The sequence below is a fragment of the Pseudomonas sp. B6001 genome (assembly GCF_013386015.1).
Classification (GTDB): domain Bacteria; phylum Pseudomonadota; class Gammaproteobacteria; order Pseudomonadales; family Pseudomonadaceae; genus Aquipseudomonas.
In genome coordinates this window covers 1-26,055 of sequence record NZ_JACAOX010000007.1, presented here as the reverse complement: position 1 = coordinate 26,055, position 26,055 = coordinate 1, and the positions used below count along the sequence as shown (strand labels likewise).

General features: G+C 61.7%; 22 protein-coding genes. 8 read left to right on the top strand and 14 right to left on the bottom strand.

Translation table 11 applies throughout. The features are described 5' to 3' along the window. The first annotated feature begins 46 nt into the window (after positions 1 to 46). Positions 47 to 1,555 carry an MFS transporter gene (locus tag HX821_RS09180; RefSeq protein WP_177035645.1) on the top strand — a complete coding sequence of 503 codons (1,509 nt, stop codon included), beginning with the start codon at positions 47 to 49 and terminating at the stop codon, positions 1,553 to 1,555. A gap of 72 nt (positions 1,556 to 1,627) precedes the next feature. Here the strand turns inward: HX821_RS09180 and HX821_RS09175 are convergent, their stop codons facing one another. Beyond that, positions 1,628 to 2,038, bottom strand: a complete 411-nt coding sequence (locus tag HX821_RS09175) for an HPF/RaiA family ribosome-associated protein (protein ID WP_003212772.1) — start codon at positions 2,036 to 2,038, stop codon at positions 1,628 to 1,630. A gap of 211 nt (positions 2,039 to 2,249) precedes the next feature. Further along, entirely contained in the window at positions 2,250 to 3,197 is a 948-nt protein-coding gene (locus HX821_RS09170) for a LysR substrate-binding domain-containing protein (protein ID WP_003212775.1), read from the bottom strand. Between the two features lie 137 nt (positions 3,198 to 3,334). On the opposite strand from HX821_RS09170, the gene HX821_RS09165 reads away from it, so the two are divergent. The 3 genes from HX821_RS09165 (at position 3,335) to HX821_RS09155 (ending at position 6,685) form a co-directional block, all read left to right on the top strand. After that, entirely contained in the window at positions 3,335 to 4,711 is a 1,377-nt protein-coding gene (locus tag HX821_RS09165) for an L-serine ammonia-lyase (RefSeq protein WP_177035644.1), read from the top strand. Positions 4,712 to 4,771: 60 nt separating this feature from the next. Continuing rightward, positions 4,772 to 6,067 carry a serine/threonine transporter gene (locus tag HX821_RS09160; RefSeq protein ID WP_177021370.1) on the top strand — a complete coding sequence of 432 codons (1,296 nt, stop codon included), beginning with the start codon at positions 4,772 to 4,774 and terminating at the stop codon, positions 6,065 to 6,067. 300 nt (positions 6,068 to 6,367) lie between these two features. Beyond that, the gene (locus HX821_RS09155) at positions 6,368 to 6,685 is read left to right on the top strand and encodes a DUF3509 domain-containing protein (RefSeq protein WP_003212781.1); all 318 of its coding nucleotides are present in this window, start codon (positions 6,368 to 6,370) and stop codon (positions 6,683 to 6,685) included. Here the strand turns inward: HX821_RS09155 and HX821_RS09150 are convergent. Then, positions 6,682 to 7,170 (bottom strand): phosphate-starvation-inducible protein PsiE, encoded by a 489-nt coding sequence (locus HX821_RS09150; RefSeq protein ID WP_003212783.1) that lies wholly within the window; start codon positions 7,168 to 7,170, stop codon positions 6,682 to 6,684. The two genes, HX821_RS09155 and HX821_RS09150, sit on opposite strands and share 4 nt — an antisense overlap. 283 nt (positions 7,171 to 7,453) lie before the next feature. Next, positions 7,454 to 7,711 (bottom strand): DUF6124 family protein, encoded by a 258-nt coding sequence (locus tag HX821_RS09145; protein WP_177035643.1) that lies wholly within the window; start codon positions 7,709 to 7,711, stop codon positions 7,454 to 7,456. A 305-nt stretch (positions 7,712 to 8,016) separates the two neighbouring features. On the opposite strand from HX821_RS09145, the gene HX821_RS09140 reads away from it, so the two are divergent. Continuing rightward, positions 8,017 to 8,277, top strand: a complete 261-nt coding sequence (locus HX821_RS09140) for a YebG family protein (RefSeq protein WP_003212789.1) — start codon at positions 8,017 to 8,019, stop codon at positions 8,275 to 8,277. 227 nt (positions 8,278 to 8,504) lie between these two features. On the opposite strand, the gene HX821_RS09135 is transcribed toward HX821_RS09140, so the two are convergent. Then, a complete protein-coding gene (locus HX821_RS09135) occupies positions 8,505 to 9,230 on the bottom strand; it encodes a dienelactone hydrolase family protein (protein WP_087695180.1) in 726 nt (241 codons plus the stop codon). A 217-nt stretch (positions 9,231 to 9,447) separates the two neighbouring features. Here HX821_RS09135 and HX821_RS09130 point away from each other — a divergent pair, with 217 nt between their 5' ends. Further along, positions 9,448 to 10,755: an acetamidase/formamidase family protein gene (locus HX821_RS09130; protein ID WP_177035642.1), complete on the top strand. Its 1,308-nt coding sequence runs from the start codon at positions 9,448 to 9,450 to the stop codon at positions 10,753 to 10,755. Between the two features lie 6 nt (positions 10,756 to 10,761). Here the strand turns inward: HX821_RS09130 and HX821_RS09125 are convergent, their stop codons facing one another. Continuing rightward, a complete protein-coding gene (locus HX821_RS09125; RefSeq protein WP_010176963.1) occupies positions 10,762 to 11,781 on the bottom strand; it encodes a Glu/Leu/Phe/Val dehydrogenase dimerization domain-containing protein in 1,020 nt (339 codons plus the stop codon). Between the two features lie 186 nt (positions 11,782 to 11,967). Between HX821_RS09125 and HX821_RS09120 the strand changes: the two genes are divergently transcribed. Beyond that, complete coding sequence (locus tag HX821_RS09120) at positions 11,968 to 12,771, top strand: SirB1 family protein (RefSeq protein WP_003212796.1); 804 nt, start codon at positions 11,968 to 11,970, stop codon at positions 12,769 to 12,771. Here the strand turns inward: HX821_RS09120 and HX821_RS09115 are convergent. The 4 genes from HX821_RS09115 to hmgA form a co-directional block, all read right to left on the bottom strand. Further along, entirely contained in the window at positions 12,695 to 14,080 is a 1,386-nt protein-coding gene (locus HX821_RS09115) for an aromatic acid/H+ symport family MFS transporter (protein ID WP_087695182.1), read from the bottom strand. The two genes, HX821_RS09120 and HX821_RS09115, sit on opposite strands and share 77 nt — an antisense overlap. 165 nt (positions 14,081 to 14,245) lie before the next feature. After that, positions 14,246 to 14,881, bottom strand: a complete 636-nt coding sequence (gene maiA / locus HX821_RS09110) for a maleylacetoacetate isomerase (RefSeq protein WP_008438576.1) — start codon at positions 14,879 to 14,881, stop codon at positions 14,246 to 14,248. Positions 14,882 to 14,893: 12 nt separating this feature from the next. Beyond that, positions 14,894 to 16,180: a fumarylacetoacetase gene (fahA, locus tag HX821_RS09105; protein ID WP_177021367.1), complete on the bottom strand. Its 1,287-nt coding sequence runs from the start codon at positions 16,178 to 16,180 to the stop codon at positions 14,894 to 14,896. Between the two features lie 3 nt (positions 16,181 to 16,183). Further along, positions 16,184 to 17,467: a homogentisate 1,2-dioxygenase gene (hmgA, locus tag HX821_RS09100; protein WP_177021366.1), complete on the bottom strand. Its 1,284-nt coding sequence runs from the start codon at positions 17,465 to 17,467 to the stop codon at positions 16,184 to 16,186. A gap of 119 nt (positions 17,468 to 17,586) precedes the next feature. Here hmgA and HX821_RS09095 point away from each other — a divergent pair, with 119 nt between their 5' ends. Beyond that, positions 17,587 to 18,375: an IclR family transcriptional regulator gene (locus tag HX821_RS09095; protein ID WP_008438587.1), complete on the top strand. Its 789-nt coding sequence runs from the start codon at positions 17,587 to 17,589 to the stop codon at positions 18,373 to 18,375. Between the two features lie 155 nt (positions 18,376 to 18,530). On the opposite strand, the gene HX821_RS09090 is transcribed toward HX821_RS09095, so the two are convergent. From HX821_RS09090 to HX821_RS09075, 4 genes are all read right to left on the bottom strand, one after another. Next, positions 18,531 to 21,020, bottom strand: coding sequence for a LuxR C-terminal-related transcriptional regulator (locus HX821_RS09090; RefSeq protein ID WP_177027944.1), 2,490 nt, complete (start codon positions 21,018 to 21,020; stop codon positions 18,531 to 18,533). Between the two features lie 272 nt (positions 21,021 to 21,292). Then, a complete protein-coding gene (locus HX821_RS09085) occupies positions 21,293 to 22,660 on the bottom strand; it encodes a DUF1329 domain-containing protein (RefSeq protein WP_177021365.1) in 1,368 nt (455 codons plus the stop codon). A 26-nt stretch (positions 22,661 to 22,686) separates the two neighbouring features. Beyond that, positions 22,687 to 24,477, bottom strand: coding sequence for a DUF1302 domain-containing protein (locus HX821_RS09080; protein WP_023659149.1), 1,791 nt, complete (start codon positions 24,475 to 24,477; stop codon positions 22,687 to 22,689). A 485-nt stretch (positions 24,478 to 24,962) separates the two neighbouring features. Further along, positions 24,963 to 25,874: an SDR family oxidoreductase gene (locus HX821_RS09075; protein ID WP_008438591.1), complete on the bottom strand. Its 912-nt coding sequence runs from the start codon at positions 25,872 to 25,874 to the stop codon at positions 24,963 to 24,965. Positions 25,875 to 26,055: the final 181 nt, after the last annotated feature.

Sequence of the window (26,055 nt, the reverse complement as noted above, 5' to 3'; positions counted from 1 at the left end):
AGATTCCCGTGAAAATGACACCTTCCCCCATTGAAAGGAAGAGGCCATGCCACCCGACGCCGTTGTATCTGCCATCAACCCGCCACGTACCGCCCGGGACGGCCTTGCGCTCACCGCCGTGTGCCTGGTGGCGCTGATGTTCGGGCTGGAGATTTCCAGCGTGCCGGTCATCCTGCCCACCCTTGAGCAGCAACTGGGCACCGGCTTTCAGGACGCCCAATGGATCATGAACGCCTACACCCTGGCCTGCACCAGCGTGCTGATGGCCGCCGGCACATTGGCCGATCGTTTTGGCCGCCGACGCATGCTGGTGCTGTGCCTGTGGGTATTCGGGCTGGCTTCGCTCGCCTGCGGGCTGGCCAACGATGCGTCCACGCTGATCGCGGCGCGTTTTGTCCAGGGCGTGGGTGGCGGGGCGATGATGATCTGCCAGTTCGCGATCCTGTCGCACCAGTTCCGCGAGCCGGCGGCCCGAGCGCGAGCCTTTGCGGTGTGGGGCGTGATCGCCGGGGTGGGCCTGGGTTTCGGGCCGATGGTGGGGGCATTGATCCTGGCGGTGGCGGATTGGCGCTGGGTGTTCCTGGTGCATGTGCCGTTGACCTTGTTCACCCTGGTGTTGCTGCGCATCAGCGTGCAGGAATCCCGTGACCCGGCGGCCCATCGCCTCGATATAGCCGGTATGGCCACCCTCACCCTGGCAGTGTTCGCCCTGGTTTATTTCATCACCCAGGGCACCGAGAGCGGCTTTGCCACCCCGGCCATGCTCGGCTGGGCCGGACTGTCGGTGGGCAGCCTGTTGTTGTTCGTGGTTGTCGAGCGGCGCAGCCTGCATCCGATGTTCGACTTCTCGGTGTTTCGCATCCCGCGCTTCAACGGCGCGCTGATGGGCTCGATCGGCATGAACTTCAGCTTCTGGCCCTTCATGATCTACCTGCCGCTGTATTTCCAGGCCGGCCTGGGCTACGACACCATGCTCACCGGGCTCGCCCTGCTCGCCTATACCCTGCCCACGTTGGTGGTGCCGCCGCTGGCTGAACGCCTGGCCCTGCGCTATGGCGCCGAACGCATCATTCCATTGGGCCTGGGCCTGATGGGCGTGGGGTTTGTGACAATGGCGGCGATCAATCATAGCGGCCAGCCCAGTGTGGTATGGGTCCTGATCGCCTGTGGGATTGCCGGCAGCGGCTTGGCGTTTACCAACTCGCCCACCACCAACACCACCACCGGATCAGTTTCATCCGACCGCGCGGGCATGGCCTCGGGCATCGACTTCAGTGCACGGCTGATCACCCTGGCGCTGAATATCGCGTTGATGGGGTTGGTGTTGATACTCGGGATCGCTCATTACCTGGCTGGCGTATTGCCCGACACCGCGCAACTGGCCACCCTCAGTCAGGACATCGCCGCCGGCAAGCTGGACGTGTTGCCGCAGGGCCCACTGATCGCCCAGGCCGCGCTGCGCAACGGTGCGGGATGGGCCATGTTGTATGCCGGCGTTGGAGCGTGCGCACTGGCGGCCTTGAGCGCCTGGTTTTTCCGGCGCAGCCCGCACTGACCTTTTGCGCATAAAAAAACGGGCCTGCATCTGCAGGCCCGTTTTCAGTGGGGTTGAAAAAAGTATCAGCTATCAGCCGTTAAGCGCAGCCTGTTCGTTTTCCAGGAATTCCTCTTCTAGCTCGGCCTCGTCGGCCTTGGTATTGGGCAGGCTTTGACCCGCGGCGCGTGGTTTGCCGCGCAGTTTGCCGTACAGATGCTCCAGGGCATGCTCCAGCTTGGTCGCTGCGCCATCGATCGCCTGTTCCAGCGTATCGGCTTTATGGAGGACCGAAAGCGGTTGATGGCCTTTTGGCCGTGCTTCCAGTCGGCAACTCAGATCGTGTGGGCCGGGCTTGTCACCGTTCTCGTCCCGCAGGTAAACCTCGACGCGGGTCAGATCTTCTTCGTAACGTTCGAGCGTGCTCTCAATGGTGGTACGTACCCACTCCTCCAGTCGGATGCTGCTTTCAATATGGTTATCGCTATTGACTTGGATTTGCATAGTTTTCCCTTATTTCAGCTAGCTCGCCGAAGGCCATTCCTGCTTCACCGGATGGGTGAAAACCATGACCTCCTGATTACACAATTGAGCAGACAGAGGAACATTTCAACCCCTTTGCAAAGATAAATCCCACATTACAAATTAACCCTGACTACAACCAAAAACGCTGTTAGGGTGGGGAGTTGGTTACATCTTCTTACCGCCAACTTCCTTACAATTGCCCCTCTCCCAACGGGTGCAATCCGCGAAAAATCTCCGCTTCCTCCACCAGCCAGTCATGCACCGCCCGCACGCCCGGATGGCTCAGCGCACCCGGCGCGTACAGCAGCACATAGCGTTTGTGGTTGGGGACGGCGAGGCCGAATGGCACGATCAAGGTGCCGCGTTCCAGTTCGTCATTGAGCAAGGTTCGCCGGGCAATCGCCACGCCCATGCCCGCAATCGCCGCCTCGATGGTCAGGTGGTTGCGGTTGAAGGTATGCCCGCGCCGTACGTCGGCGGCGTCATAGCCGATGGCATTCAGGTAGAACTCCCACTCTGCGTACTCATAACTCCCACGCCAGGCAGTGATGTCGTGCAGCAGCGGGAAATGCACCAGGTCAGCGGGGCCATGCAGTGGCGGTCGCCCCCGCAGCAGGCTCGGTGCGCACACCGGGAAAATCTGCTCGTCCAGCAAGGCTGTGGACAACAAGCCCGGATAGCTGCCGTCGTTAAGGTCGATGGCCAGGTCGAAGTCGCCCTCGTGCAGGGCGACGCTGCTGTCTTCGGCAACCATGCGCAGCTGGATATCCGGGAAGCGCTGCTGCAAACGCGGCAAACGCGGGGTCAGCCATTTGCCGAGAAACGACGGGATCGAGCGCAGGCGCAAGGTGCCGCTGATCATCCCGGCGTCCAGCCGCTGCAACTCGGCATCGATGCTGCCATAGGCCTCGCCCACGGTGATCGCCAACCGCTGGCCCTCTGCGCTCAGCTCAACCCCGCGTGCGCGCCGATGGAACAGGCGAAACCCCAGACGCTCCTCCAACTGACGGATTTGCTGGCTGACCGCGCCCGGGGTGATGTGCAGTTCCTCGGCGCAGCGGGTGAACGACAAATGCCGTGCCGCGCAGGAAAAAACGTGCAGCCAGACGTAGGTCTGGCCATGAAGCGGGCGAGCCATAGGGTTTAGTCCTGCTAAAGGGTGTCTTAGGATAATTCGTTGGTCAGTGCCGATCCAGAGGCTCAGTATCGCGCCAATTCCGCTTGTCCTACAAAACATGGCAGCGATTCCTACTCCATTGCTTGTAAGGGTTTAGCATGGCTATCAGTGTTTTCGATCTATTCAAAGTGGGCATTGGTCCTTCCAGCTCCCATACCGTCGGCCCGATGCGGGCCGCGGCGACCTTCGTCCAAGCGCTTATCGACCAGCAATTGCTCGACGAAACCCGTCGCGTAGAGGTGCGTTTGTACGGCTCGCTGTCCGCCACCGGTGTCGGCCACGCCACCGACCGCGCCTGTGTGATGGGCCTGATGGGCGAATGGCCAGACAGCATCGACCCCACCAGTATCGGCCCACGCATCCAGCAACTGCGCGAGTCAGGCCAATTGCTGCTCGGCGGCCGCACGTCGATTGCCTTCAACTGGCAACACGACCTCTTGCTGCTGGACGAAAGCCTGCCCTACCACCCCAACGCCATGTCCCTGCATGCCTACGGCGAAAACGGCCTGTTGAGCGAGCAAACGTACTACTCGGTGGGCGGCGGTTTCATCATCGAAGCGGCGGAAGCCGAATCCGGCATTGCGCCGGCCAGCGAAGTGGAATTGCCTTACGACTTCTCCAGCGCCGTCGAACTGCTGGCTTTGTGCAACAAGCACGGCCTGCGGGTTTCCGAGCTGATGATGGCCAACGAGCGGGCCTGGCGCAGCGATGCCGAGATCCGCAGCGGCCTGCTGCATATCTGGTCGGTGATGCGTGAATGCGTCGAACAAGGCCTGCGCCACGAAGGCATCCTGCCCGGCGGTCTGGATGTGCCACGGCGCGCGGCGAAACTGCACCGCAGCCTGCTGGAAATCGGCAAACCCAACGTCATCACCTCGACCTTGTCGGCCATGGAATGGGTCAACCTGTTCGCCCTCGCCGTCAACGAAGAAAACGCCGCCGGCGGGCGCATGGTGACGGCACCGACCAATGGCGCGGCGGGAATCATCCCGGCGGTGCTGCACTACTACATGAAGTTCAACCCGGACGCATCCGACGATGACGTGGTGAATTTCTTCCTGGCTGCCGCCGCCGTCGGCATCCTCTGCAAGAAAAACGCCTCGATCTCCGGCGCCGAAGTCGGCTGCCAGGGCGAAGTCGGTTCCGCCTGCGCCATGGCCGCTGCCGGCCTTGCAGACGTGCTCGGCGCATCCCCGGAGCAACTGGAAAACGCCGCCGAAATCGGCCTGGAACATAACCTGGGGTTGACCTGCGACCCGGTTGGCGGGTTGGTGCAGGTGCCGTGCATCGAGCGCAACGCCATCGCCGCGGTCAAGGCGATCAACGCCACGCAAATGGCCCTGCGCGGCGACGGCAAACACTTCATCTCCCTGGACCGGGTGATCCGCACCATGCGCGACACCGGCGCCGACATGCACGACAAATACAAAGAAACTTCACGGGGCGGCCTGGCCGTCAGCTGGGTGGAGTGCTGAGGAGCATTCCCTGATCGCCCCAACGTGAGCCCGCGCAAAAATAATAACGAGGCAATAACGATGACCGATGTACGTACACCTGCTGCCGAAAATCCCGCTGTAGACCTGACGCCGACCACCGTTACACAAGGCTGGAACAAACACGACACCACCTGGATGCTCGGCCTCTACGGCACCGCCATCGGTGCCGGCACCTTGTTCCTGCCGATCAACGCTGGCGTGGGCGGCTTCTGGCCGTTGATCGTGCTGGCGCTGCTGGCCTTCCCGATGACCTTCTTCGCCCACCGTGGGCTGACGCGCTTTGTGTTGTCGGGCAAATCGGGCGACATCACCGAAGTGGTGGAAGAACACTTCGGCATCGGCGCCGGCAAGCTGATCACCCTGCTGTACTTCTTCGCGATCTTCCCGATTTTGCTGGTGTACAGCGTGGCGCTGACCAACACCCTGACCAGCTTTATGGAACACCAACTGCACCTGGCTGCACCGCCCCGGGCAATCCTGTCGCTGGTGCTGATCCTCGGTCTGATGGCCATTGTGCGCTGCGGCCAGGGCGTGATTGTCAAGGCCATGAGCGTGCTGGTGTACCCCTTCGTCGCCGCCCTGCTGCTATTGGCGGTGAGCCTGATCCCCAACTGGAACGGTGCATTCTTCGCCTCCGCCAGCGAAGGCATGCCCCTGCCGGCCTTCTTCAAGACCTTGTGGCTGGCGATCCCGGTGATGGTGTTTTCCTTCAACCACTCGCCGATCATCTCCGCCTTCGCCGTCGACCAGAAACGCGTGTACGGCCCGCAAGCCGAACGCAAAAGCAGCGGCATCCTGGCCATGGCCCACAGCATGATGGTGCTGACGGTGATGTTCTTCTGCTTCAGCTGCGTGCTGGCCCTGTCGCCGGCTGACCTCGCCGCCGCCAAGGCGCAGAACATCTCGATCCTGTCGTACCTGGCGAACCACTTCCAGACCCCGGTCATCGCCTACGCCGCACCGTTGATCGCGCTGGTGGCGATCACCAAATCCTTCCTGGGCCACTACATCGGCGCCAGCGAAGGCTTCCAGGGCCTGATCGTCAAATCCCTGCGCGGGCGCAACCGCAGCATGTCGGCCAAGTGGCTGGAGCGCTGCACCGCGCTGTTCATGGTGCTCACCTGCTGGGCCGTGGCCACCTTCAACCCGAGCATCCTCGGCATGATCGAAACCATGGGCGGGCCGATCATCGCCTGCCTGTTGTTCCTGATGCCGATGTACGCCATCCGCCGAGTGCCATCCCTGCGCCAGTACTCGGGCCAGGCGTCCAACGTGTTTGTGGTGTTGGTCGGCTTGATTGCGCTGTCTGCGATCGTTTTTTCCGTGATGCCCTGAAACGGATCACCGAACTCAAAAACACCACCCACCCACTGTGGGAGCGGGCTTGCTCGCGAAAGCGGTCGTTCAGCTGAGCAATCATTGGCTGACACACCGCATTCGCGAGCAAGCCCGCTCCCACAGGGGAAATTTGATGGCAGGCAGATTGCTGTACGGCACGCCCCTTGCTGTACAGCTACTGAGGAAAACGGACCTTGTGAAAACCTCAGCGAGCGAATGGCCGGTGGTCAGGAAACGCGAACTAATCCCGACACCGGTCGTCAATGACTGCATGTTCTTATCAGGCGGTAACGCACCATGGACAACCCTTTTCAGATCATCACCGACACCTTCGCCCCGAAATACCGGGTCAATTTAAGCATCCAGCGGCTGGACGGCAGCATCATGCTGACCCTGTCCGATGAAGACGGCGTCGTGGCCAAACGCATGATCAGCGCCGAACAACGCAACGACCCGCAGCGCCTGAAACGGCTGGTGCAGAGTGTGCAATTCGGGATTGCGATCGAGCAGGGGCACAGCGCGATGGAGATATTGGCGGTGATGACCGATGGGGACAGCCACCAGGTACTGCAGCGGCCGCCGGTCAGCAGACCGCCGCTCAACGCAGGGTTCTAGAGCTCGCCCTTCTCTGTTTCAAGGCTCGCTTCGCCCTTGCGGCGCGGGCCTTCGACCTTCACCGACGGAAATGCCGACGACGCATACCGCACCACCAGAATCGCGAACGCCAGCAGCAGAATCCCACCGCACAGGTAGATGATGCCGATGTCGGGCGGGTTGTGGTGGGACACGTTGGAAATCAGCAGACGGGTCAGCGCCGTGATCGCCACGTAGATCAGGAAACGCACCGGCATGTGGTTGGTCTTGAAATAAATCCCGACCATCGCCCCCAGTTCCAGGTAGATGAACAGCAGCAAGATGTCATCGATCTTGATGTGCCCCGTCTCCAGCATCCCCAGAAATTCCATCACCGCGGCATAGGCGGTCACCGCACCAATGGCGAACAGTGCCAGGTAGTGGAAGGTCTCGACGAACAGATTTCCCAAGGACTCGGCCAGTTGGTGCACGGTCTTGCGCAGGTTTTCAGCCCAGTTGATTTTCACGATGATGCTTCCTTAGGTCGGCTCGACCGGATAATGCGGGTTGGACGTGACCGTTTCTCTGCATGCAGAAAAAAGGCCAGGGAACAGGAAGTGAGATGGTGGCGGGGTGATATGAGGCACTTATCTTGCTGCTTGATGATCGTTCCCACGCTCCGCGTGGGAATGCCGCCCCGGACGCTCCGCGTCCCATGCCCCAGGGCTTCGGGTAGAGGTGACGCGGAGCGTCACGGTATGCATTCCCACGCAGAGCGTGGGAACGATCCAGGTGACCGGGTGATTCAGGTCAGGTCGGGGCGACTTGATCCAACGCTTGATCGACCAATAAACCACTCATTTCCAGCAGTTGATGGATCGCCAGAACCAAACTTCGCTGTGGTCCTTCAAGCTCAAAAGCCAGGCTACTGGCCATTTCACGGGCACTGTTCAAGGTTTCGCTGGCATTGGCGAGTAATGTTTCAGTGTCAGTATTTGGGGTCACAGCGAAAAGCGCGGTAGGCGGCTTTATAGGCGATTCAGAAAAACAGGCAGTCATTTTTACCATGGTGCATTCCTTGGATTTACAAGATGTTTGCTCCTTAAATTCGAGCCGCCAAACTCGTGTACCGCATAAGCGAAGCCCGGAGAAGGTAAGCCACTGAATGACGCTCCTGCAACCCCACCAACCTGTGAGAAGTTTCCGATAGGGCAAACCAGCATTTGCCAGCTACATTAAAAAGCCACTACCCAAACCCCATGGATTGGCTTATGCTTTTAGCTGTATATAAATACAGTAGTCGCGAGAACGCTTGGCGACACTCGAACCAAGGGCAACTCCCTTCAATACTGCACCGATGACGAGGCCGAAAAATGGCTGTTGAAACCCTGTATCGCAGTACCCGTGACCTGGAGACTACATTCGTGGATCGCAAACTTGCCGACGCACACGACCAGATGCTTGAACTGGCAGAGTCCCTGATGGAAGTGCTGTTGAAAAACGTCGAAGGCTTGAGCGAGAAGCAGGCTGAAGATGCCGGTATTTTCATGGCCAAGAACCGCGCGGCGTTTGCGGCGGCGTTCAAGAACAATGCGAGTGCATTGGCGGAGATTGGGCAGCCAGCGGCTGAGTGATGCATTGCCAGTAGTGTCGAAAGGGCTTGCTGTGGCCGAGGGAGCTTGCTTTGAGCAAGGGCGCTCGCTGTGGCAGAGGGCGCTTGCTGTGGCGAGGGAGCTTGCTCCCGCTGGGCTGCGCAGCAGACCCAAAAGCTTGGGAGCGCTGCGCACTCCAGCGGGAGCAAGCTCCCTCGCCACAACAAGCTCCCTCGCCACAGGTTATGCGTTGATGCCTTTCACATGTGTCATGCCTGCCACAAGGTCTTGCCGAAGAACGTCAACGTGCGGTCCCACGCCAGTTGCGACCAGGCGGCATCGTATTGCGTGTCTGCAATCCGACCATCACCAATCGCCGTCTCGTTGGCAAACGCATGGCGCGCCAGGTAGCGATGGAAAGTCGCGTCCACACCCGCAGCATGCAGTTTTGACTCCAGCTCCGCCACGGTGTCGATATTGAAGAAGGCATCCTGCGTGCCCCAATGCCCGATCAGCGGCGCCTTGATCTTCGAAGCATCCAGATACTCCAGCGGCGGGAAGCCGTACCACACCACGCCCGCCGCCACTTCCGGAATCGCGTTCAACGCCAGCAACGTCAACGCCCCGCCCATGCAGTAACCGGTCACACCAACTTTTTTCGAATCCGCCTGCAAGTACTGCACAGCACCCTTGATGTCCTGGGAAACCGCGTCACCAAAATCCAGCCCATCCATCAGGTGGTGAGCCTCTTCCTCTTCCACGGTCGACGCGCCGCGATAAAGGTCCGGCACCAACACGCGGTAACCGCATTCGGCCAGTCGATTGGCCACGCCCTTGATCTGATCGTTTACGCCCCACCATTCCTGGATCACCACGATCGCCGGCGCGCCTTCGAGTACCGCCGGGCTGGCCAGGTAGCCGTTGACGTCAGCGCCATCCGGGCGTTTGAAGGTAATCATGCGCCCGCTGGAGCGCCCTGCTGTTTGTTTGGACATGCCAACCTCGTTCTGGTGGGTTTGAAAAAGTAAGCCTGCAACAGAGATATCTGTATTTACCCGTGAACGCCACTGCGGGTGTATCAGAGTGTGTATGGATGCCCCTGAGATACACACGTACCGGCAATCGCGGCAGCGCGACACACGACAGATACACATCGGCGCTTAAGTGATGAAGCCTGTTCAACATTCAATCACCCAGGGCCCGGAAAATAAAATGAATAACCTCCCTTCTGTCGACCGTCTCACCGTCACCTCCTACACCAATGGGCTGCTCGGCCCCAGCCAGAAAATGCTCGGCCCGCTGGCCGACGGTGGCACCTTGATCACCGGCACCCCGCCCGGTTGCTGGGGCCCGATGATCACGCCGGCCTTTGAGGGTGGCCATGAAGTGACCCAGCCCGTGTTCATCGCCGGCGCCGACATCGGCGACGCGGTGGCGCTGAAGATCAAGCGCATGCGCGTCACCTCCCTGGCCACGTCCTCGGGGGTCATGAGTTTTGTCGAAGGGCGTTACCACGGCGACCCGTTCGTCGCGAAGTTCTGCTCCAATTGCGGGCAAGAGCATCCCGCCAGCCACGTCGAAGGCATTGGCGATGACGCCATTCGTTGCGATGCCTGTGGCGCCGAGGTCAGTGCGTTTCGTTTCAGCAATGGTTACGTGATCGTTCTGGATGCCGAGCATCAGGTGTCCCTGACGGTCAACCAGGCCGTGGCGGATCGCCTGGCCGGCAAGGCATCGGACATGTCGGCGCTGCCCGAACTGTCTGCCCAGCACTCGATCCTGTCCCTGGCCCGCGCCGATATCCCGGGCCTGGCCGCGCATATGCGCCCATTCCTGGGCAACATCGGTACCACGCCTTCACGGGATCTTCCGGATTCCCACAACTGCGGCGACTTCGGCCAGTACCTGGTGGGCGCGCCCCATCGCTACGGCATGACCCACGATGAACTGCACGCCGCGAAAACCGATGGCCACATGGACACCAATTCCGTGCGCGAAGGCTGCATCCTGATCTGCCCGGTGAAGGTCCCCGGCGCCGGGGTGTACATGGGCGATATGCATGCTCAACAGGGCAATGGCGAAATTGCCGGGCATGCCACCGATGTGTCGGGGGAAACCGAACTGACGGTGCAGGTGATCAAGGGCCTGAGCCTGGACGGGCCGATCCTGCTGCAAAACCTCGATGACCTGCCGCCCATGGCGCGCCCGATGACCGCGGAGCAACGCCTGCGGGTGAAGGCACTGGGGGAGCGCTGGGGCCAGGTGGAGATCGAGGAGAACGCGCCCATCACCTTCATCGGCAGTGGGACCAATCTCAACGTCGCGACAGACAACGGACTGGAACGCGCAGCCGCCGTGACCGGGCTGCCGCTCGACGAAGTGCGCAACCGCGCGACCATCAACGGCTCGATTGAAATCAGCCGCCTGCCGGGAACCGTGCGGGTCACGATTCTGTGCCCGATGCACATCCTTGATCGTATGGGCGTGGGCCAACTGGCCCGGGAGAAATATCAGCTTTGACCCGCCTCAGCGGTACAGCAAGCGCTCCGCCAGCTCATCCGCTACCCGCGCGGGTGAGCGTTTTTCAGCCTGGGCATGGGCGAAGATTTCGGTCAGGCGCGTGCCGATGTTCGACAGGTGCGCGGTGATGGTTTCCAGCTCCGCGCCGCCGTGCTTGAGGGCCACGTAGATCAGCCCACCGGAGTTGATCACGTAGTCCGGCGCGTAAAGAATCCCACGCCCTTCCAACTGATCGGCCACTTGCAGGTTGGTCAGTTGCGCACTGGCGGAGCCGGCCACCGCTGCGCATCGCAACTGCGCGACCGTGTAGCGGTTGAACACCGCGCCCACACCGCAGGGCGCAAGGATATCGCACGGAGTGCTGAGCAAGGCTTCGTTGGCAATCGGGTGCGCACCCAGTTGCTCCATCGCCAGTTGCACCTTGCCGTGGTCGATGTCGCTCACCAGCAATTCAGCCCCGGCGGCGTGCAGTTGCTCGGCCAGGGCATAACCGACGTTGCCCAGGCCCTGGATCGCCACGCGCAGACCTTCCAGATTATCGCTGCCCAGGCGAGCCATCGCGGTGGTGCGTATTCCAGCAAATACACCCATCGCCGCGTGGGGCGAGGGATCGCCGGCCGCCGTGGTGCTGGTGACATAGCGGGTCTGCTGGGCGATGCAATCCATGTCGGCCACCGAGGTGCCGCTGTCGATGGCGGTGATGTAGCGGCCATCCAACTGCTCGATGCAGCGGCCGAAGGCTTCAAACAATGCCGCGCGGCTTTCCACATGGGCGGGGCGGATGATCACCGCATTGCCGCCACCCACCGGCAAACCGGCCAGCGCGGCCTTGTAGCTCATGCCCTGCGCCAGGCGCGCGGCATCCGCCACGGCACTTTCATCGTCGGGGTAAGAGAGGTAGCGGCAGCCTCCAAGGGCGGGACCCAGGCGGCTGTTGTGGATGGCAATGACCGCCTTCAACCCGGTGGCCGGGTCAACGCTCAGGTGCAGCGATTCAAGGCGGGTGCTGTGCATGAGCGCAAACATCGTCAAGCTCCCGAATCACTTCTGGTAGGCGCCAAGTATAGGACTGCCAGCGAAACCCTGCTGAAGCGCGCAGGAATAAGACCACCGGTTTTAAAGGGTTTGCGACATAAACAGGTAGGACCTGTCTTAAGGCACTGGACGAAAGTTCACAGCAAGGCTAAAACGAGACATCCGCCGGAGAACCCAATGAAGCCCCGCGACGCCTTTTTTGCCTGCCTGGAACGGTCACCGCCCGCGCTGTTTGAAGCCGCGCTGTGGATGGCGGCCGAGCACGACCCGGCGGTGGACCCCTTGGCCATCCTGCAGGACTTCAAGGTATTGCAGCAATTGGTCAGCCTCAGCATGCCGATGCTGCCGGCGGATGAACTCGGACAACCGTTGCTGCGGCGCATGAACGACCTGGGGTTCGCCCAGGATGACCACACCCCGCTGCGCCCCGCCGCCGCGCTGCTGGACAAGGTGTTGAAGCGTAAACGCGGCCAGCCACTGGCATTGGGGCTGATCGCCCTGGAGCTGGCGCGGCGCCTGGACATTCCGCTGGTGGGCGTCAACTTCCCGGGGCACTTCCTGTTGCGGGTGCCGGGCGCCGATCACCTGCTCGACCCCTGCGGCGGCCGACGCCTGTACCCCAACGATTGCCGCGACCTGCTGACCCGCCAATACGGGCCCAATCTCAAGTTGCAGGCCGACCACCTGCACACCGCCGAGCCGCGATCGATCCTGCAACGGCTGTCGCGTAATCTGCGCCAGTTGCACCTGTCCAACGACGACCACCTGGCCGCTCTGGTGGATGCCGAACGCGTGCTGGAGCTGGGCAATGCCAGCGCCGCCGATTACCTGGCCCGGGCCAGTTTGTATCAGCGCCTGGATTGCCCGAACGCCGAGCGTTTTGACCTGGAACACGCGTTGATGCTCAGCGAAGACCCGATCCAGCGTCTACGCCTGACCGAACGGCTGGGGCATTTGCCGCCGAACTCTGTGGTGCATTGACTGGCGAGCGCACCTGGATAATCAACAACGCCGCTATCACCGCCGGAATCGCGCAGAAGAAGAAAATCTGCTGCACCGGTATGTGCATCGCCAGCAGCAGGCTGCCGAACAGCGGCCCCAGGATCGACCCGAACCGCCCGACACCCAGCGCCCAGCCGGTACCGGTGGCCCGCACGTGAGCCGGGTAGAAGTTACTGGCGAACGCGTTCAGGGTCAGTTGACCGCCGATGATGCAGAAGCCCGCCGCAAACACGCAGGCCACCAGATAGCGCGGATTGTCGTGATTCAGCCCCAGCAGGATGGTGCACACCGCAGCCGCTGCCAGCACGCCGGACAGCAGGCGCACTTTGCTTTTGAGCCGGTCGGCAAACCAGGCCATGCCGATGGCGCCCAGTGTCCCGGCGAACAGGAACATCGAGGTCACCAGATTGGCTTCGTTCAGGCCCAGGCCGCTTTCCAGCAACAGCGAAGGCAGCCAGCTGATCATGAAATACAGCAGGATCAGGCTGACAAAAAACGTCGCCCACAGCAGTAATGTCGGGCGCGCGTAGCCATGGCGGAACAGCTCCACCACCGTCAGTTTGCTGCCTTGCTCCTGGCGGTTTTCAGCCTCGCTCGCTGGCGGCGGTTGCCAGCCTGGCAGCATTCGCGCGGTGACTTTTTGCAGGCGCGCATACGGCGGTGCATCACGCAGCAGGCGTGGCAGGGATTCGGGCAACATCCAGGCAAGAAACGGAAACAACAGCAATGGCGTCACACCACCGGCGAGGAACACCGCCTGCCAGCCGAAGCTGTCGATAAACCCGGCCGCGACAAAACCACCGGCCGCACCGCCGAAAGAGAAGCCACAGGCGGCGAGCGTCACCATCAATGTTCGCAGGCGGGGTGGTGAGTATTCCGACATCAAGGCCATGGCGCTGGGCATTGCACCGCCCATGCCGATGCCGCAGATAAAGCGGGCGGCCATCAAGGTATTGAGAGAGTTGGCGAACACCATCAGCACCGTGAGGCTGGCGTAGATCAACACACAGCACAGCAGGATGCGCCGCACCCCGAAGCGATCCGCCAGCGGCGTGACGGCCAGGGAGCCCAGCGTCAGCCCCAGCAGGTTGGCGCTGAACACCGGGCCGAACGCGGCTTTTTCCAGGCCCCAGTCCTTGGCCAGCGCCGGTACTACGTAGCCCAGGACCTGGGCGTCGTAGCCGTCGGTGACCAGCAACAGTGCCAGCAACAGGAGAATCAACCACTGATAGCGCGACACCGGACGGGCGTCGAGTGCCGCACGAAAGCTGGCAATCTGATTGTGCATCGCAAGGGACCTGTATTGTTTTTATATATTTTGGACACGCTGAAGATCACATGTGGGAGCGGGCTTGCTCGCGAAAGCGGTATGCCAGTCAATACATCTGCTGACTGATACATCGTATTCGCGAGCAAGCCCGCTCCCACATTTGGCCGGTGTGAGCCTGGAGATTTATGGGGTATCCGGTTGGTTGGCGGGATGAGCCGCCATGAACGCCGGATGCTGCGCCGCCAACCCCGCCACCCGCTGAATGCGCGGGTATGCCGCCAGCGACACCTTGAACCGCTCGGCCGCATACAACTGTGGAATCAGGAACGTATCCGCCATCCCCGGCTGCTCGCCAAAGCAATAACCCTGATCACCAATCAACTGCTCAACCGCCGCCAGGCCCTGGCTGATCCAGTGCCCGATCCACTCCAGCACCTGCGCTTCATCGTGCCCCCATTGCTTGAGCAGATTCTGGGTACTGGAGTTGTGCAGCGGATGAATGTCGCAACCGATGATCGACGCCACCGCGCGCTCATGGGCGCGGGTTGCCAGATCCGTGGAGAGCAACGGCACCTGTGGATAACGTTCCTCCAGGTACTCGATGATTGCCGGCGACTGAATCAACACATCACCCTCATCGGTGCGCAAGGCCGGCACGCGACCTTGCGGGTTGATCGCCAGGTACTCCGGCTGATGGTTGGCGCCGCCCTTGGGCACCAGCAGGTTGACCGGCACCGCCGTGAAGTCCAGGCCCTTGAGGGCCAGCGCGATCCGCACCCGGTACGACGAAGTGGAGCGGTAGTAGGTATAGAGTTCCATGGCCCTGCCCTCTCAGCGCGCCGCGACCACGGTACCCCGGCATTCGCCGAAGCCGATGGAGGCAAAACCGTCGCGGGTGCAGCGGGCACGCAGGATGATTTCGTCGCCATCTTCAAGGAATTTCCGCACCTCGCCGGAGGCCAGTTCGATCGGCTTTTTACCGCCCTCGGTGATTTCCAGCAGGCTGCCGAATTGTCCGGCTTCAGGCCCCGACAAGGTGCCCGAACCGAACAGGTCACCCGCCTGCAACTGGCAGCCGTTGACGCTGTGGTGCGCAACCATCTGCGCGACGGTCCAGTACATGTGTTGGGTATTGCTCAGGGTCAAGCGATGGGCCGGCAGGTTCTGCTCACGCATCGAGGCGGTGGTCAGCAGCACTTCCAGTTCGATATCAAAACCACCGGCAGCCTGGTCGCGCTTGTCCAGCAGGTATGGCAGCGGTTGTGGGTCGCCTTCAGGGCGCACCGGTTGTGCCTTGCGGAACGGTTCCAGGGCTTCAGCCGTCACCACCCATGGCGAAATGCTGGTGATGAAACTCTTCGACAGGAACGGGCCCAGCGGCTGGTATTCCCAGGCCTGGATATCCCGCGCCGACCAGTCGTTGAGCAGGCAGAAACCGGCGATGTGATCAGCCGCGTCGCCGATGGCAATCGAGTCGCCCATGGCATTGCCCTTGCCGATCCAGATGCCCAGCTCCAGCTCGTAGTCCAGGCGTGCGCAGGGGCCGAAGGTCGGCTCGGTCTGGCCGGCTGGCAGGGTCTGGCCTTTCGGGCGGCGGACCTCGGTGCCCGACGGGCGAATCGTCGACGCGCGGCCGTGGTAGCCGATCGGCACATACTTGTAGTTGGGCAGCAGCGGGTTGTCCGGGCGGAACAGCTTGCCGACGTTTTGCGCGTGCTCGATGCCCACGTAGAAGTCGGTGTAGTCGTTGATCTTGGCCGGCAGGTGCATCTGGCAATCGGCAGCCGGGCGCAGCGCAGCTTGCAGTTTGCCTTGCTGTTCGCTGCCTTCGGCCAACAGTTCCAGCAGGCGTTCGCGCAGGGCCACGCGCGGGCCACGGCCGAGTTCGAAAAATGCGTTCAGTTGGCCGCCAGCGGTGGCTTCAACGGCCCGGCGGGCTTCGCCTTCAAAGCATTCCAACGCGGCGTGCAGATCAAGAATCTGCTCGCCAATCGCCACGCCACTGCGCGGTGCCGAGCCATTAAGGCTGAACACCCCCAACGGCAGGTTTTGCAGCGGGAAATCCCGGTGACCGTTGGCGGAAACCACCCAACTGCGGGTGAGATTAGGCTGCGTCATGGGTTATCTCCGATTCGGGTTGAAGGTTGCGGGCAGTGAGGCCCAGCAAGCGTCGTAGGAAGGTTGCAGCTGCGAGCATTCAAGGGCGAACTGGGTGGGACGCAGCACCTGGCTGGTCTCGAACATGAACGCCATGGTGTTATCAATCTTGTGGGGCTCAAGCGTCGCGTTGATGGCTTTGGTGCAGGTCTCGCCATCCGGGCCGTGGGCGCTCATGCAGCTGTGCAACGACGCGCCGCCGGGCACGAAGCCTTCGGCCTTGGCGTCGTAGGCACCCTGGATCAGGCCCATGTATTCGTTCATCAGGTTGCGGTGGAACCACGGTGGCCGGAAGGTGTTTTCGGCGACCATCCAGCGGGGCGGGAAGATCACGAAGTCGAGGTTGGCCAGGCCGTGCACGCTGGTGGGCGAGGTCAATACGGTGAAGATCGACGGGTCCGGGTGATCGAAGCTCACGGTACCGATGGTGTTGAAACGACGCAGGTCGTATTTGTACGGCACGTTGTTGCCGTGCCACGCCACCACGTTCAGCGGCGAATGGTCGAGCTGGCAGCCCCACAGTTCACCGAGGAATTTCTGCACCAGCGTGGTCGGTTGCTTGAGGTCTTCGTAATGGGCGACGGGTGTGAGGAAATCCCGTGGGTTGGCCAGGCCGTTGCTGCCGATAGGGCCGAGGTCCGGCAGGCGCAGTGGCGCGCCATGGTTCTCGGCGACGTAACCGCGGGCCTGGGCATCCAGCAGTTCGACGCGGAATTTCAGGCCCCGGGGCAGCACGACGATTTCCAGTGGCTCGACTTCCAGCACACCCAGTTCGGTCGCAATGCGCAGGCGGCCCTGCTCGGGAACGACCAACAGTTCGCCGTCCGCGTTGAAGAACACGCGGTCCATCGAACGGTTGGCGCGGTAGTTGTAGATGCTGATGCCCGAGGGTTTTTCCGATCCGGAATTGGCGACCATGCCTACAAGGCCATCGATGAAATCTGTCGGCTCACCCGGAATATCCAGCGGGTTCCAGCGCAGGCGGTTGGGCGTCACAGCGCCCAGCGGTCCACCGGCCAATTGCCGTTCCAGCTTGACGAACGCCGGGTGATTGGCCGACGGCTGGATGCGGTACAACCAGGTGCGCCGGGCTTCGCTGCGGACCATGGTGAAGGCGGTGCCGGAGAAGAGTTCGGTGTACAGCCCGTAGGGCGCTTTCTGCGGGGCGTTCTGGCCGACGGGCAATGCACCGGGCAAGGCTTCAGTGGCAAATTCATTGCCAAAACCCGATTGGTATTCGAGGGTCATGGATCGTCCTCTGAGCGGAAGTTGTTTTTATCGTAATCCAGTTACGCATAACGTAATTTGATACCTGTTGACCGTCAAGCTATAAAGACGCCCATTCGTCTTTCGGATTCATGCCTTCCATGGAAAAGCCGCCCGCCCCCCGCGACACCGGTAAACAGAAAGTCCGCTCGGCTGAAGTGGGCACCGACATCCTCAAGGCCCTGGCTGAACTGTCGCCGGCCACCTCGTTGTCGCGCCTGGCCGAGCACGTGCAAATGCCGGCGAGCAAGGTCCACCGCTATTTGCAGGCGCTGATTGCCTCGGGTTTTGCCGAACAGAACACCGCCACCAACCATTACGGCCTGGGCCGCGAAGCCTTGCGCGTGGGGCTGGCCGCGCTGGGCAGCATGGACGTGCTGAAAGTCGCCGCCCTGCCCCTGGCGGAACTGCGGGATGAGTTGAATGAAACCTGCTTCCTGGCCGTCTGGGGTAACCAGGGCGCGACGGTGGTGCATATCGAGCCGGCGGTGCGCGCGGTGACGGTGGTCACGCAATTGGGCTCGGTGTTGCCGTTGCTCAGTTCGTCCACCGGGCTGGTGTTCAGTGCGTTCCTGCCGTCGCGGGAAACCGTGGAGTTGCGCGAGCGGGAGATTCAGGCGGGCGTTGCCCATGCGTTGGCGGATGACCAGGAATACGCGACCACCTGTGAGCAGATCCGCCAGCGCGGCTTGCACTTTGTGCATGGTTTGCTGATGCCGGGTGTGGACGCGTTGTCGGCGCCGGTGTTCAACGCGGTCGGGCAAGTGGCGGCGGTGTTGACCGTGGTGGGGCCGACGTCGCTGTTCCATGCCGATGAAGACGGCCCGGCGGCGAAGCGTTTGCTGGCGGCGACCCAGGCGGTGAGTTGGCGCATGGGTTATCAGCCGTAACGCTCAGTATCAGGCACCCAACAGAACAAAATGTGGGAGCGGGCTTGCTCGCGAATGCAGTCTGTCAGTTAAAGCATCAGTGACTGATACACCGCATTCGCGAGCAAGCCCGCTCCCACATTTGATCGTCATTGTTTGACGAATAGTGCATGGCTTCAAGCCATCAAGCCCAGCGTCTTGGCCTTGGCCACTGCCTGGGTACGCCGCTCCACCCCCAACTTGCTGTGAATCCTCCGCGCATGGGTTTTTACCGTGTGCAGCGAGATAAACAATTGGCTGGCAATTTCCAGATTGGAATTGCCCTGGGCAATCAGTTGCAGCACCTCAAGCTCGCGCTGGCTCAGAGGATTCTCCCCCGCCGCCGCCGGGCATTCCTGCGGTTCCAGCCCCAATGCACTCAACAACCCCGGTTGCCTGAGGCGCAGCTCGCGAATCGCCTGCTGTACCTGGCAACGCCCCGCCAGTTCCAATCCGGCTTCCAGCGAGCGCACGGCCAACGGGCGATCGCCGACTTGCCAGGCCACTTCCCCCAGCACCAAGTGCAACTCCGCTTCCAGGCACAGCATGCCCCGCTGACGGGCGGCCTCCAGTAACGCACTCAGGCGGGCGACAGGCTCTTCGGCGCGATGCAATTTCACTTCGGCCAGCACCTGCAAATATTCAAGCCTGGGGATCAACTCCAGGGTGGCCGGCGGTGCTTGTTTCGCCTTGGGGCCACGGTAGTGCCGCAGCACCCGGGTCACCGCCTCCAGGGTCAGTTCGGCGCGACCCTGTTGCAGCCAGAAATGCCCGCTGAGCAACAGCAATACGGCGCGATAGACGGTGTCGGGCACCTGGCGTTGCTGCATCAGGCGCTCAGCGTCGCGCAACTGGATAAACGCCTGGGCGTAATCGCCCTTGTTGGCGGCCAATAGCGCCAGTCCCAGGTAGCCGTAGAGCACGCGTTTGTCCTGGCTGTGCAGGCACATGCCCAGGCCGGATTCGAAGCATTCGGCGGCCACGCCGTCGTGGCCCTGGCGCAACGCCAGGTGCCCACGTCGCAAGCAAATCCGCCCCATCAACGGCCCGGCTTTAAGCCGCTGTTGCACCAGCATGCGCTGCACATTTTCCAGCAGGCTCTGGGCCCGATACGGCGCGCCGCGCTGCTCCAGCAACTGCGCATGATCGAGCTCCAACAATGCCTCCAACAGCAGTGAGCCGTGGGAGCGCGCCAGGCACAACGCCTCGCGGTTCAGCGCCTGGGCCACGTCCAGCTCGCCACGCAGCAAGGCTTGCTGGGTCAGGCCCGACAGGCACATCAGGCGCGACGTCCAGGCGCTCTCGGGCAAGTCTTGCAGGGCTTCGAGAAAATGTTCCCGGGCCCGTGCGGCTTCGCCGCCCAGATGCAACAGCCAGCCCCATTGCGCCTGCCAGCGGGCCAGCAGATAACGCTGCAGGTGCGCGGTCGGTTGCGGAGTGAAACGCGCCAGTTGGTCAATGCACAACGCCGCCTGGTCGAAACGCCCGGCAAACAGTAACGCCGCCGTTACCAAGCCCACCAGTTGCGCCGAGCCCAGCATCAATTCATCGCCATGCTGCTCATGCAGGCGCAACAACAGCACCGCATTTTGCTGGCGGAACAGGTCTTCAAAACTGAAGTGCTGCAACAGGCTCACGGCCACTTCGTACTCTTCGGCCTGCAACGCTTGCTCAAAGGCTGCTTGCCAGTCCTCGGCGGCGGTAAACCATTGGCACGCGCGCCGGTGCCAGGAGCGCCTCGCTGGCCAGGGTTCGGCGCGCATCAGTTGGGCCAGTGGCGGGAAGACTTGCAGCCAGTCGGTGGACTCTTCCCAGGGCTCGATAAAGGCGCCCAGCGTCTGCAAGTCTCGCAGGTAGTTGCCGCCGTCACCAAAGCCGAACAGGTGGTCACACAAGCTCGGGTTGAAGCGTGGCAGGTGCGCGAGCACGCGCCAGGCCTCGGCCAATTCCGGCGCCAGGCCCGTGAACAACTCGTGTTGCAGGTAGTCGAGCAAGGTTTTGTCCGGGTGCCCGTCGCCTTCAAGCAATCCGATACGCACTCCGGCGCACCAGCCGGCGCTGAACTGCAACACCTTGTCGGCGCTGGGCCCGGCCAAGTGCTGGATTTCGCTGGGGTCAAACGCCAACTCGGCAGCGCTGCATTCCCACAGCTCATCATCAAGCAACAGCCGGGGCCAGTTGCAGGCCGGCCGCCGCCGCGCGCCGATCCACCAGGTCAAGGCCGGGCTGCTGGCCGCCAGAATGCGGTCAAGCAACCCATCCAGTTCAGGCGCCGGCACGCGGCAGAAGTCATCGAGAAACAACCAGGCCGGCGCTTGCCAGCGGTTCAGGGCCAGCAGCAAGGTGGGCTCATCAACAAAGTCGAGGCCAAGGCTTTGCGCCAGGCGCTGACACAAATCCGAGGCCACGCCATTCAGCGGCAACCAGTACACCTGGCACTGCGAAGGCGCCTGCAACGCGCACTCGGCGAGCAATGCACTCTTGCCACTGCCGGCCGGGGCGCAGAGCAACTTCACCCGCGCAGTGGCGTTGAGCAGCGGCACGGCCAGGCGCGGGCGCAACAGATGATGGGGAGACAAGCGTGGCATGAATCCAGGACGATCCAGACAACGGGTCATGGCGGTCATTACTGCGTCCCTGTTTTTTATTATTAGGCGGCGTGCGCCCTACCCTAGTCCTGTGGCTGGCGGTTGTTGAGGAGTATTCAGCAGGCTGATTGGCGGGCATAAAAAAGCCGGGAGCCAAAAGGCCACCCGGCACTCGTTCTAAAGGTGGAACACCGTAAATGTGGGAGCGGGCTTGCTCGCGAAGGCGGTGTATCAGTCACTGATGCTTTAACTGACAGACCGCTTTCGCGAGCAAGCCCGCTCCCACAGTTTGATCGCATTTCAATCAGGTTTTAGCGCACGCCTTCCGAGCGCAATGCTGCCGGCGTGTAGTCGGCCGCCTTAGCCGCAAAGCCGAACACAAAGCTGCTCTTCTCTTCGTTCTTCATGCCCAGGGCGATGTAGCGCCCGGCGATGATGTCGTACAGGGTTTCGACGGTGTAGGCCGGCACCTGATGGTCGTAGTAGAACTGCGCGTGACCTTCAGCAACACGCCACAGCTGGCCGCGGCCGTCGTAGTGGTCCACCAGCGCCACCTGCCAGCTGTCTTCGTCGATGTACATGTGGCGCTTGGCGTAGATGTGGCGCTCGCTCGGCTTGACCGTGCCGATCACTTCCCAGACCCGGTGCAGCTCGTAGCGGGTCAGGTCCTGGTTGATGTGGCCGGCCTTGATGATGTCGTCGTACTTGAGGGTCGGCGAATCGAGCTTGTAGCTGTTGTAGGGAATGTACATCTCCTTCTTGCCCACCAGCTTCCAGTCGTAGCGGTCGGGGGCGCCGGAGAACATGTCGAAGTTATCCGAGGTGCGCAGGCCGTCGGCCGCAGTGCCCGGCCCGTCGTAGGCCACTTGCGGCGCACGGCGTACCCGGCGCTGGCCGGCGTTGTAGACCCAGGCCAGGCGCGGTTCCTTCACCTGGTCGAGCGTCTCATGCACCAACAGTACGTTGCCGGCCAGGCGCGCCGGGGCGGTCACCGATTGTTTGAAGAAGGTCAGTACGTTGGCGCCCTTGACCGGGTCCATGTCCGGGATCAGTTGCGGCACGGCCACTTCTTCCTCGAAACGGATCGGCGTGTAGCTGCCGTTGGTCTGCGGCGTGGCCTGGGTGATGATGCGGCGCAGGTTCCCGCCGTGGTAACGGGTGATGTGGTTCCACAGCACTTCCACGCCATTTTTCGGAATCGGGAAAGCGTAGTAGCGGTTGCCAGTGAAGTTTTCCAGGCCGTTGCCGTCGTTGATCGCGTGTACGTTGAGCGCGCTGCGCTTGATCGACTCGTAGATCTCCGGCGGCAGGTTGACCGTGCGGTGGGTCGGGTACACCGGAATCTTGTAGGTTTGCGGGTAGCGCTTGAACATCGCCACCTGGCCTTCGGAGAGTTTGTCCTTGTATTTGTCGACCGTGGCGGCGGTGATCACGAACAGCGGCTTTTCATTGGCGAACGGGTCAGCGAGGAAACCCTTGCTGTCCACCGCCCCGGCGTTTTTCGGGATACCACCGGTCCATGCCGGGATCGAACCATCGGCGTTACCGGCCTTCTCGGCGCCCACCGGGGTCAGGGTAGTGCCGAGCTTGGCCGCTTCTTCCGGCGACACTGCGGCCATCACGTTGACGGCCAACAGGCTCAGGGCCAACACCCCGCATTGCAGAATCATTTTGCGCATAGTCTCTTGTCCTTACTTAAGCCAAATCAGAAGTTCACGCCAAAGCTGAGGGCGATGAAGTCGCGGTCGGTGAGGGTGTTGTAGTCACCGCCAAAAAAGTCGGTGTAGCTCAGGCTCGCGGTGTAGGTGTTGCGGTAGTCCGCATCCACGCCGACGCTGATGGCCTTGGCGCCTTCGTTGAACAGGCCGTTGGGGCCGTAGCCGCTGACGTCCTGGGACCACGACACGTTGGGCTTGAGGTTGACCCCGGCGAATACGTTGTTGTAATCGAGGATGGCCCGGGCGCGATAACCCCAGGAGTTGGCCGTGACAAACCCATCGGTGTCGCCGCCGAACCCGTACTGGCCGTAGACCGAGTCACGGCCATAACGCAGCTTGGATTTCGCCTCCAGCCCGCCGACGTGCACAAAGGCCGCCTCGCCCACCAGGGTCAGGCGTTCGGCGCCCAGTACCTGGTCGAAGAATTGGGTCATGGTGCTCTGGATCTGGGTGATTTCCTTGCGGCGGTAGCCGGCGTTGTCGGCACCGAAGGAACTGCTGATCGGTGAAGCGGCGTTGCCGGCAATCGGGTTGACCAGGGCCAGCGTCAGGTCGGTGGTGTTGAGTTGTACGGGAGCATTCGGGCGGTAGCTGATTTCGCCGGTCCAGGCGGTGCCGGTGGGCAAGGTGGTGGAGAAACTGGCACCGAACAGGCGGATGTTTTCCGGGTAGTCGAGGTAATACTGGCCGCGACCGAGCATCGTGCTTTGCGCCAGGCCGGCCCCGGTACCCGGGGCGATCCCGTTGGCCGCGTTGGCAATAGCGCCAATGGTTGCCAGGTTGGTGTTGGCGGTGATGGTACCGACGGTGGGCGTGCGGCTGTGATAGTTCATGAAGTACAGGCCGTACTCGGTGTCATCTCCCAGCCAGCGCAACGCCATGCCGAACTGGCCGCCATCGCGCGCCTCGCGGTCTTTTGCACGCTGCACCACTACGCCTTCTTTCGTAACCTGGAAGCCCTGGCCAAACGCCGCCGCTACCGGTTGCAATGGTGCAATCGCCGGGCTGCCGACGGTGTAGTTGCCGTTGCAGCCGTGGGCCACCACGTCGTTACCGAAGAAGGTGCCGCAGTTGTCCACCACGGTGTTTTCCCAGTTCAACTGGTAGAAACCTTCCACGCTCAACTGGTTGGTGAGGCTTTGGGAGGCGAACACCATGTTGACCGGAATCAGGCCTTCCTTGATCTCGGCGCCAGGGCGGCGGAACGCGGAAACGTCGATGGGGTTGATGCTGTTGATGGAGTTGCCGATGAACGTACTTTCCCCCCAACTGACCACCTGTTTACCGACGCGCACGTTGCCCGGCAAATCGCCGATGGAATAGTTGTGATAGACAAATGCATCGAGTAATTCGTAGCCGGAAGAGCGCGCGCCTTCGTCGCGGTGGTTATTGCTGATCTGCTTGAATTCGCGGTCTTCGTCCTGCAGTTCGAAGTCGTACCAGTACTTGCCGCGCACGAACACGCCGCTGTCGCCGTACTTGAGTTCCAGGTCGTGGATGCCCTTGAAGATCTTGGAGAAGGTCTCACCCTTCTTGAAGTTCAGGCGACCATCATCGCCGGTGGAAGCCTGGCCCGTTCCTCCGTTGGGAATGCCCACCAGCTTCTTGTCGGCATCGCGCATGCCCCAGCTGGCACCGACCGACAGCGAGGAATCGAATTGCCCTTCGATCTCGCCGATGTTGAACGAAACAGCCTGCGCCTGGGCACAGCAACCCAAAGCAACCGCAGCGGCCAGCGCCTGTGGCCTGAAGATGGCGCGCATTGTTGTTTTTGTCATGCGTCTTCCCCGGTGGTGTGACAGAAGGCCCCACCCTACTGCCCGCGATCAAGAGCGATAAGCGCACCAAGGAGGTATTCGTGTTGTCGCTCGAAAGGATGAGAGGGCGCTCTGGCTGGGGTCTTGGAGAGGCCATGGACGAGATGGATGAAGGATTATCAGGAGGATGGATGAGGTGTTATTGCCACTGTTGCGGGTTTGGTAACAGTCCTTGTCTCGAATCGCTATTTTTCATTTTGTAACAAAAGCCTATTCTTGCCTGGCTTTCAGGGCAAACCGCCCGCTTCCAGAACCTGGAAGAACAGCCAGTTTTTTATGGATTGATCAATATTTTCAATCTGTTACCGGTGTTCACTGACGTTGATTTATTGCTCCTTGATCAAACGTCTTACTTCAGCCGCTGCCTTTGCAGCGGCTTTTTTTATGCCTGAAATAAAGCGGGGCGCCATGGCGCCCCGCTTGATTAAAACTTTTTCACGTAATGATCACAGGCTGTACTTCTGCAGGTTGGCCATCATCTCCTTCAAGGCCTCGATGTTGTCCTTGGGGTGAGCGGCCCCGTCGAAGTCACAGATTTGCTGCCAGTGGGCGGCGACATCATCCGGGGAGAACCCGGCTTCAGGATCAAACCCAACCCCCAGGCTGCGCTCCCAGCGGGTCTTGCCGATCCAGCCGCCGCCCACCTCAAACAGCCCGGAGGTTTCCTGACACGCCTCGCTGCCCAGGTACACCACCAGCGGGCTGATCAATTCCGGCTTGAGGCGTTCGAAGACTTGCGGCGGGATCAGGCCTTCGGTCATGCGTGTACCGCCGGTGGGGGCGATGGCGTTGACCAGGATGTTGTTCTTGCGGCCTTCCAGCGCCAGGGTGCGGGTCAGGCCGTACAGGCCGAGCTTGGCCATGCCGTAGTTGGACTGGCCGAAGTTGCCGTAGATACCGGAGGTGGAGGCGGTGAAGATCACCCGGCCGTAGGCTTGTTCACGCAGGTGGGGCCAGGCGGCGCGGGTGACTTTGTAAGCGCCTTCGACGTGTACGCGGTAGACCAGGTCCCAGTCGCTGTCTTCCATTTTGTGGAAGGTTTTGTCCCGCAGGATCCCGGCGTTGTTGACCACGACGTCGATGCGGCCGAAGGCGTCGAGGGCGTTCTGGACGATCTTGTCACCGTCGGTGACGGAGTCGTGGTTGGCCTCGGCGATGCCGCCGGCTTCGCGGATTTCGGCCACGACGCGGTCGGCCGCCGAGGCGTTGGCGCCTTCGCCCTGGGTTGAGCCGCCAAGATCGTTGACCAGCACTTTGGCGCCGTGTCTGGCGAACAGGAGTGCGTGGGCGCGGCCTAGTCCGCCGCCGGCACCGGTGACGATCACGACCTTGTCTTGGAACTGCACAGGCTCACTCATTGGGGACTCCAGGGGTGGTTAGGGGTGGATGGGTTGAGTGTCAGGCACGGGGCCTGGGGTCACAATAAATACGGCTGGGGGTGAATGGTGCGCGATAAGGCTGGGGGATGATTGGCGTGGCCGGGGGGTGGGTACATATCCGTTATTTGGGTGATGGCTGATATTGGTTCCGCTCTTACAG

Coding starts and splice junctions, on each gene's coding strand:
- HX821_RS09180 (WP_177035645.1), top strand. CDS start 47: ATGCCACCCGACGCCGTTGTATCTGCCATCAACCCGCCACGTACCGCC.
- HX821_RS09175 (WP_003212772.1), bottom strand. CDS start 2,038: ATGCAAATCCAAGTCAATAGCGATAACCATATTGAAAGCAGCATCCGA.
- HX821_RS09170 (WP_003212775.1), bottom strand. CDS start 3,197: ATGGCTCGCCCGCTTCATGGCCAGACCTACGTCTGGCTGCACGTTTTT.
- HX821_RS09165 (WP_177035644.1), top strand. CDS start 3,335: ATGGCTATCAGTGTTTTCGATCTATTCAAAGTGGGCATTGGTCCTTCC.
- HX821_RS09160 (WP_177021370.1), top strand. CDS start 4,772: ATGACCGATGTACGTACACCTGCTGCCGAAAATCCCGCTGTAGACCTG.
- HX821_RS09155 (WP_003212781.1), top strand. CDS start 6,368: ATGGACAACCCTTTTCAGATCATCACCGACACCTTCGCCCCGAAATAC.
- HX821_RS09145 (WP_177035643.1), bottom strand. CDS start 7,711: ATGGTAAAAATGACTGCCTGTTTTTCTGAATCGCCTATAAAGCCGCCT.
- HX821_RS09140 (WP_003212789.1), top strand. CDS start 8,017: ATGGCTGTTGAAACCCTGTATCGCAGTACCCGTGACCTGGAGACTACA.
- HX821_RS09135 (WP_087695180.1), bottom strand. CDS start 9,230: ATGTCCAAACAAACAGCAGGGCGCTCCAGCGGGCGCATGATTACCTTC.
- HX821_RS09130 (WP_177035642.1), top strand. CDS start 9,448: ATGAATAACCTCCCTTCTGTCGACCGTCTCACCGTCACCTCCTACACC.
- HX821_RS09125 (WP_010176963.1), bottom strand. CDS start 11,781: ATGTTTGCGCTCATGCACAGCACCCGCCTTGAATCGCTGCACCTGAGC.
- HX821_RS09120 (WP_003212796.1), top strand. CDS start 11,968: ATGAAGCCCCGCGACGCCTTTTTTGCCTGCCTGGAACGGTCACCGCCC.
- HX821_RS09115 (WP_087695182.1), bottom strand. CDS start 14,080: ATGCACAATCAGATTGCCAGCTTTCGTGCGGCACTCGACGCCCGTCCG.
- maiA (WP_008438576.1), bottom strand. CDS start 14,881: ATGGAACTCTATACCTACTACCGCTCCACTTCGTCGTACCGGGTGCGG.
- fahA (WP_177021367.1), bottom strand. CDS start 16,180: ATGACGCAGCCTAATCTCACCCGCAGTTGGGTGGTTTCCGCCAACGGT.
- hmgA (WP_177021366.1), bottom strand. CDS start 17,467: ATGACCCTCGAATACCAATCGGGTTTTGGCAATGAATTTGCCACTGAA.
- HX821_RS09095 (WP_008438587.1), top strand. CDS start 17,587: ATGGAAAAGCCGCCCGCCCCCCGCGACACCGGTAAACAGAAAGTCCGC.
- HX821_RS09090 (WP_177027944.1), bottom strand. CDS start 21,020: ATGACCGCCATGACCCGTTGTCTGGATCGTCCTGGATTCATGCCACGC.
- HX821_RS09085 (WP_177021365.1), bottom strand. CDS start 22,660: ATGCGCAAAATGATTCTGCAATGCGGGGTGTTGGCCCTGAGCCTGTTG.
- HX821_RS09080 (WP_023659149.1), bottom strand. CDS start 24,477: ATGACAAAAACAACAATGCGCGCCATCTTCAGGCCACAGGCGCTGGCC.
- HX821_RS09075 (WP_008438591.1), bottom strand. CDS start 25,874: ATGAGTGAGCCTGTGCAGTTCCAAGACAAGGTCGTGATCGTCACCGGT.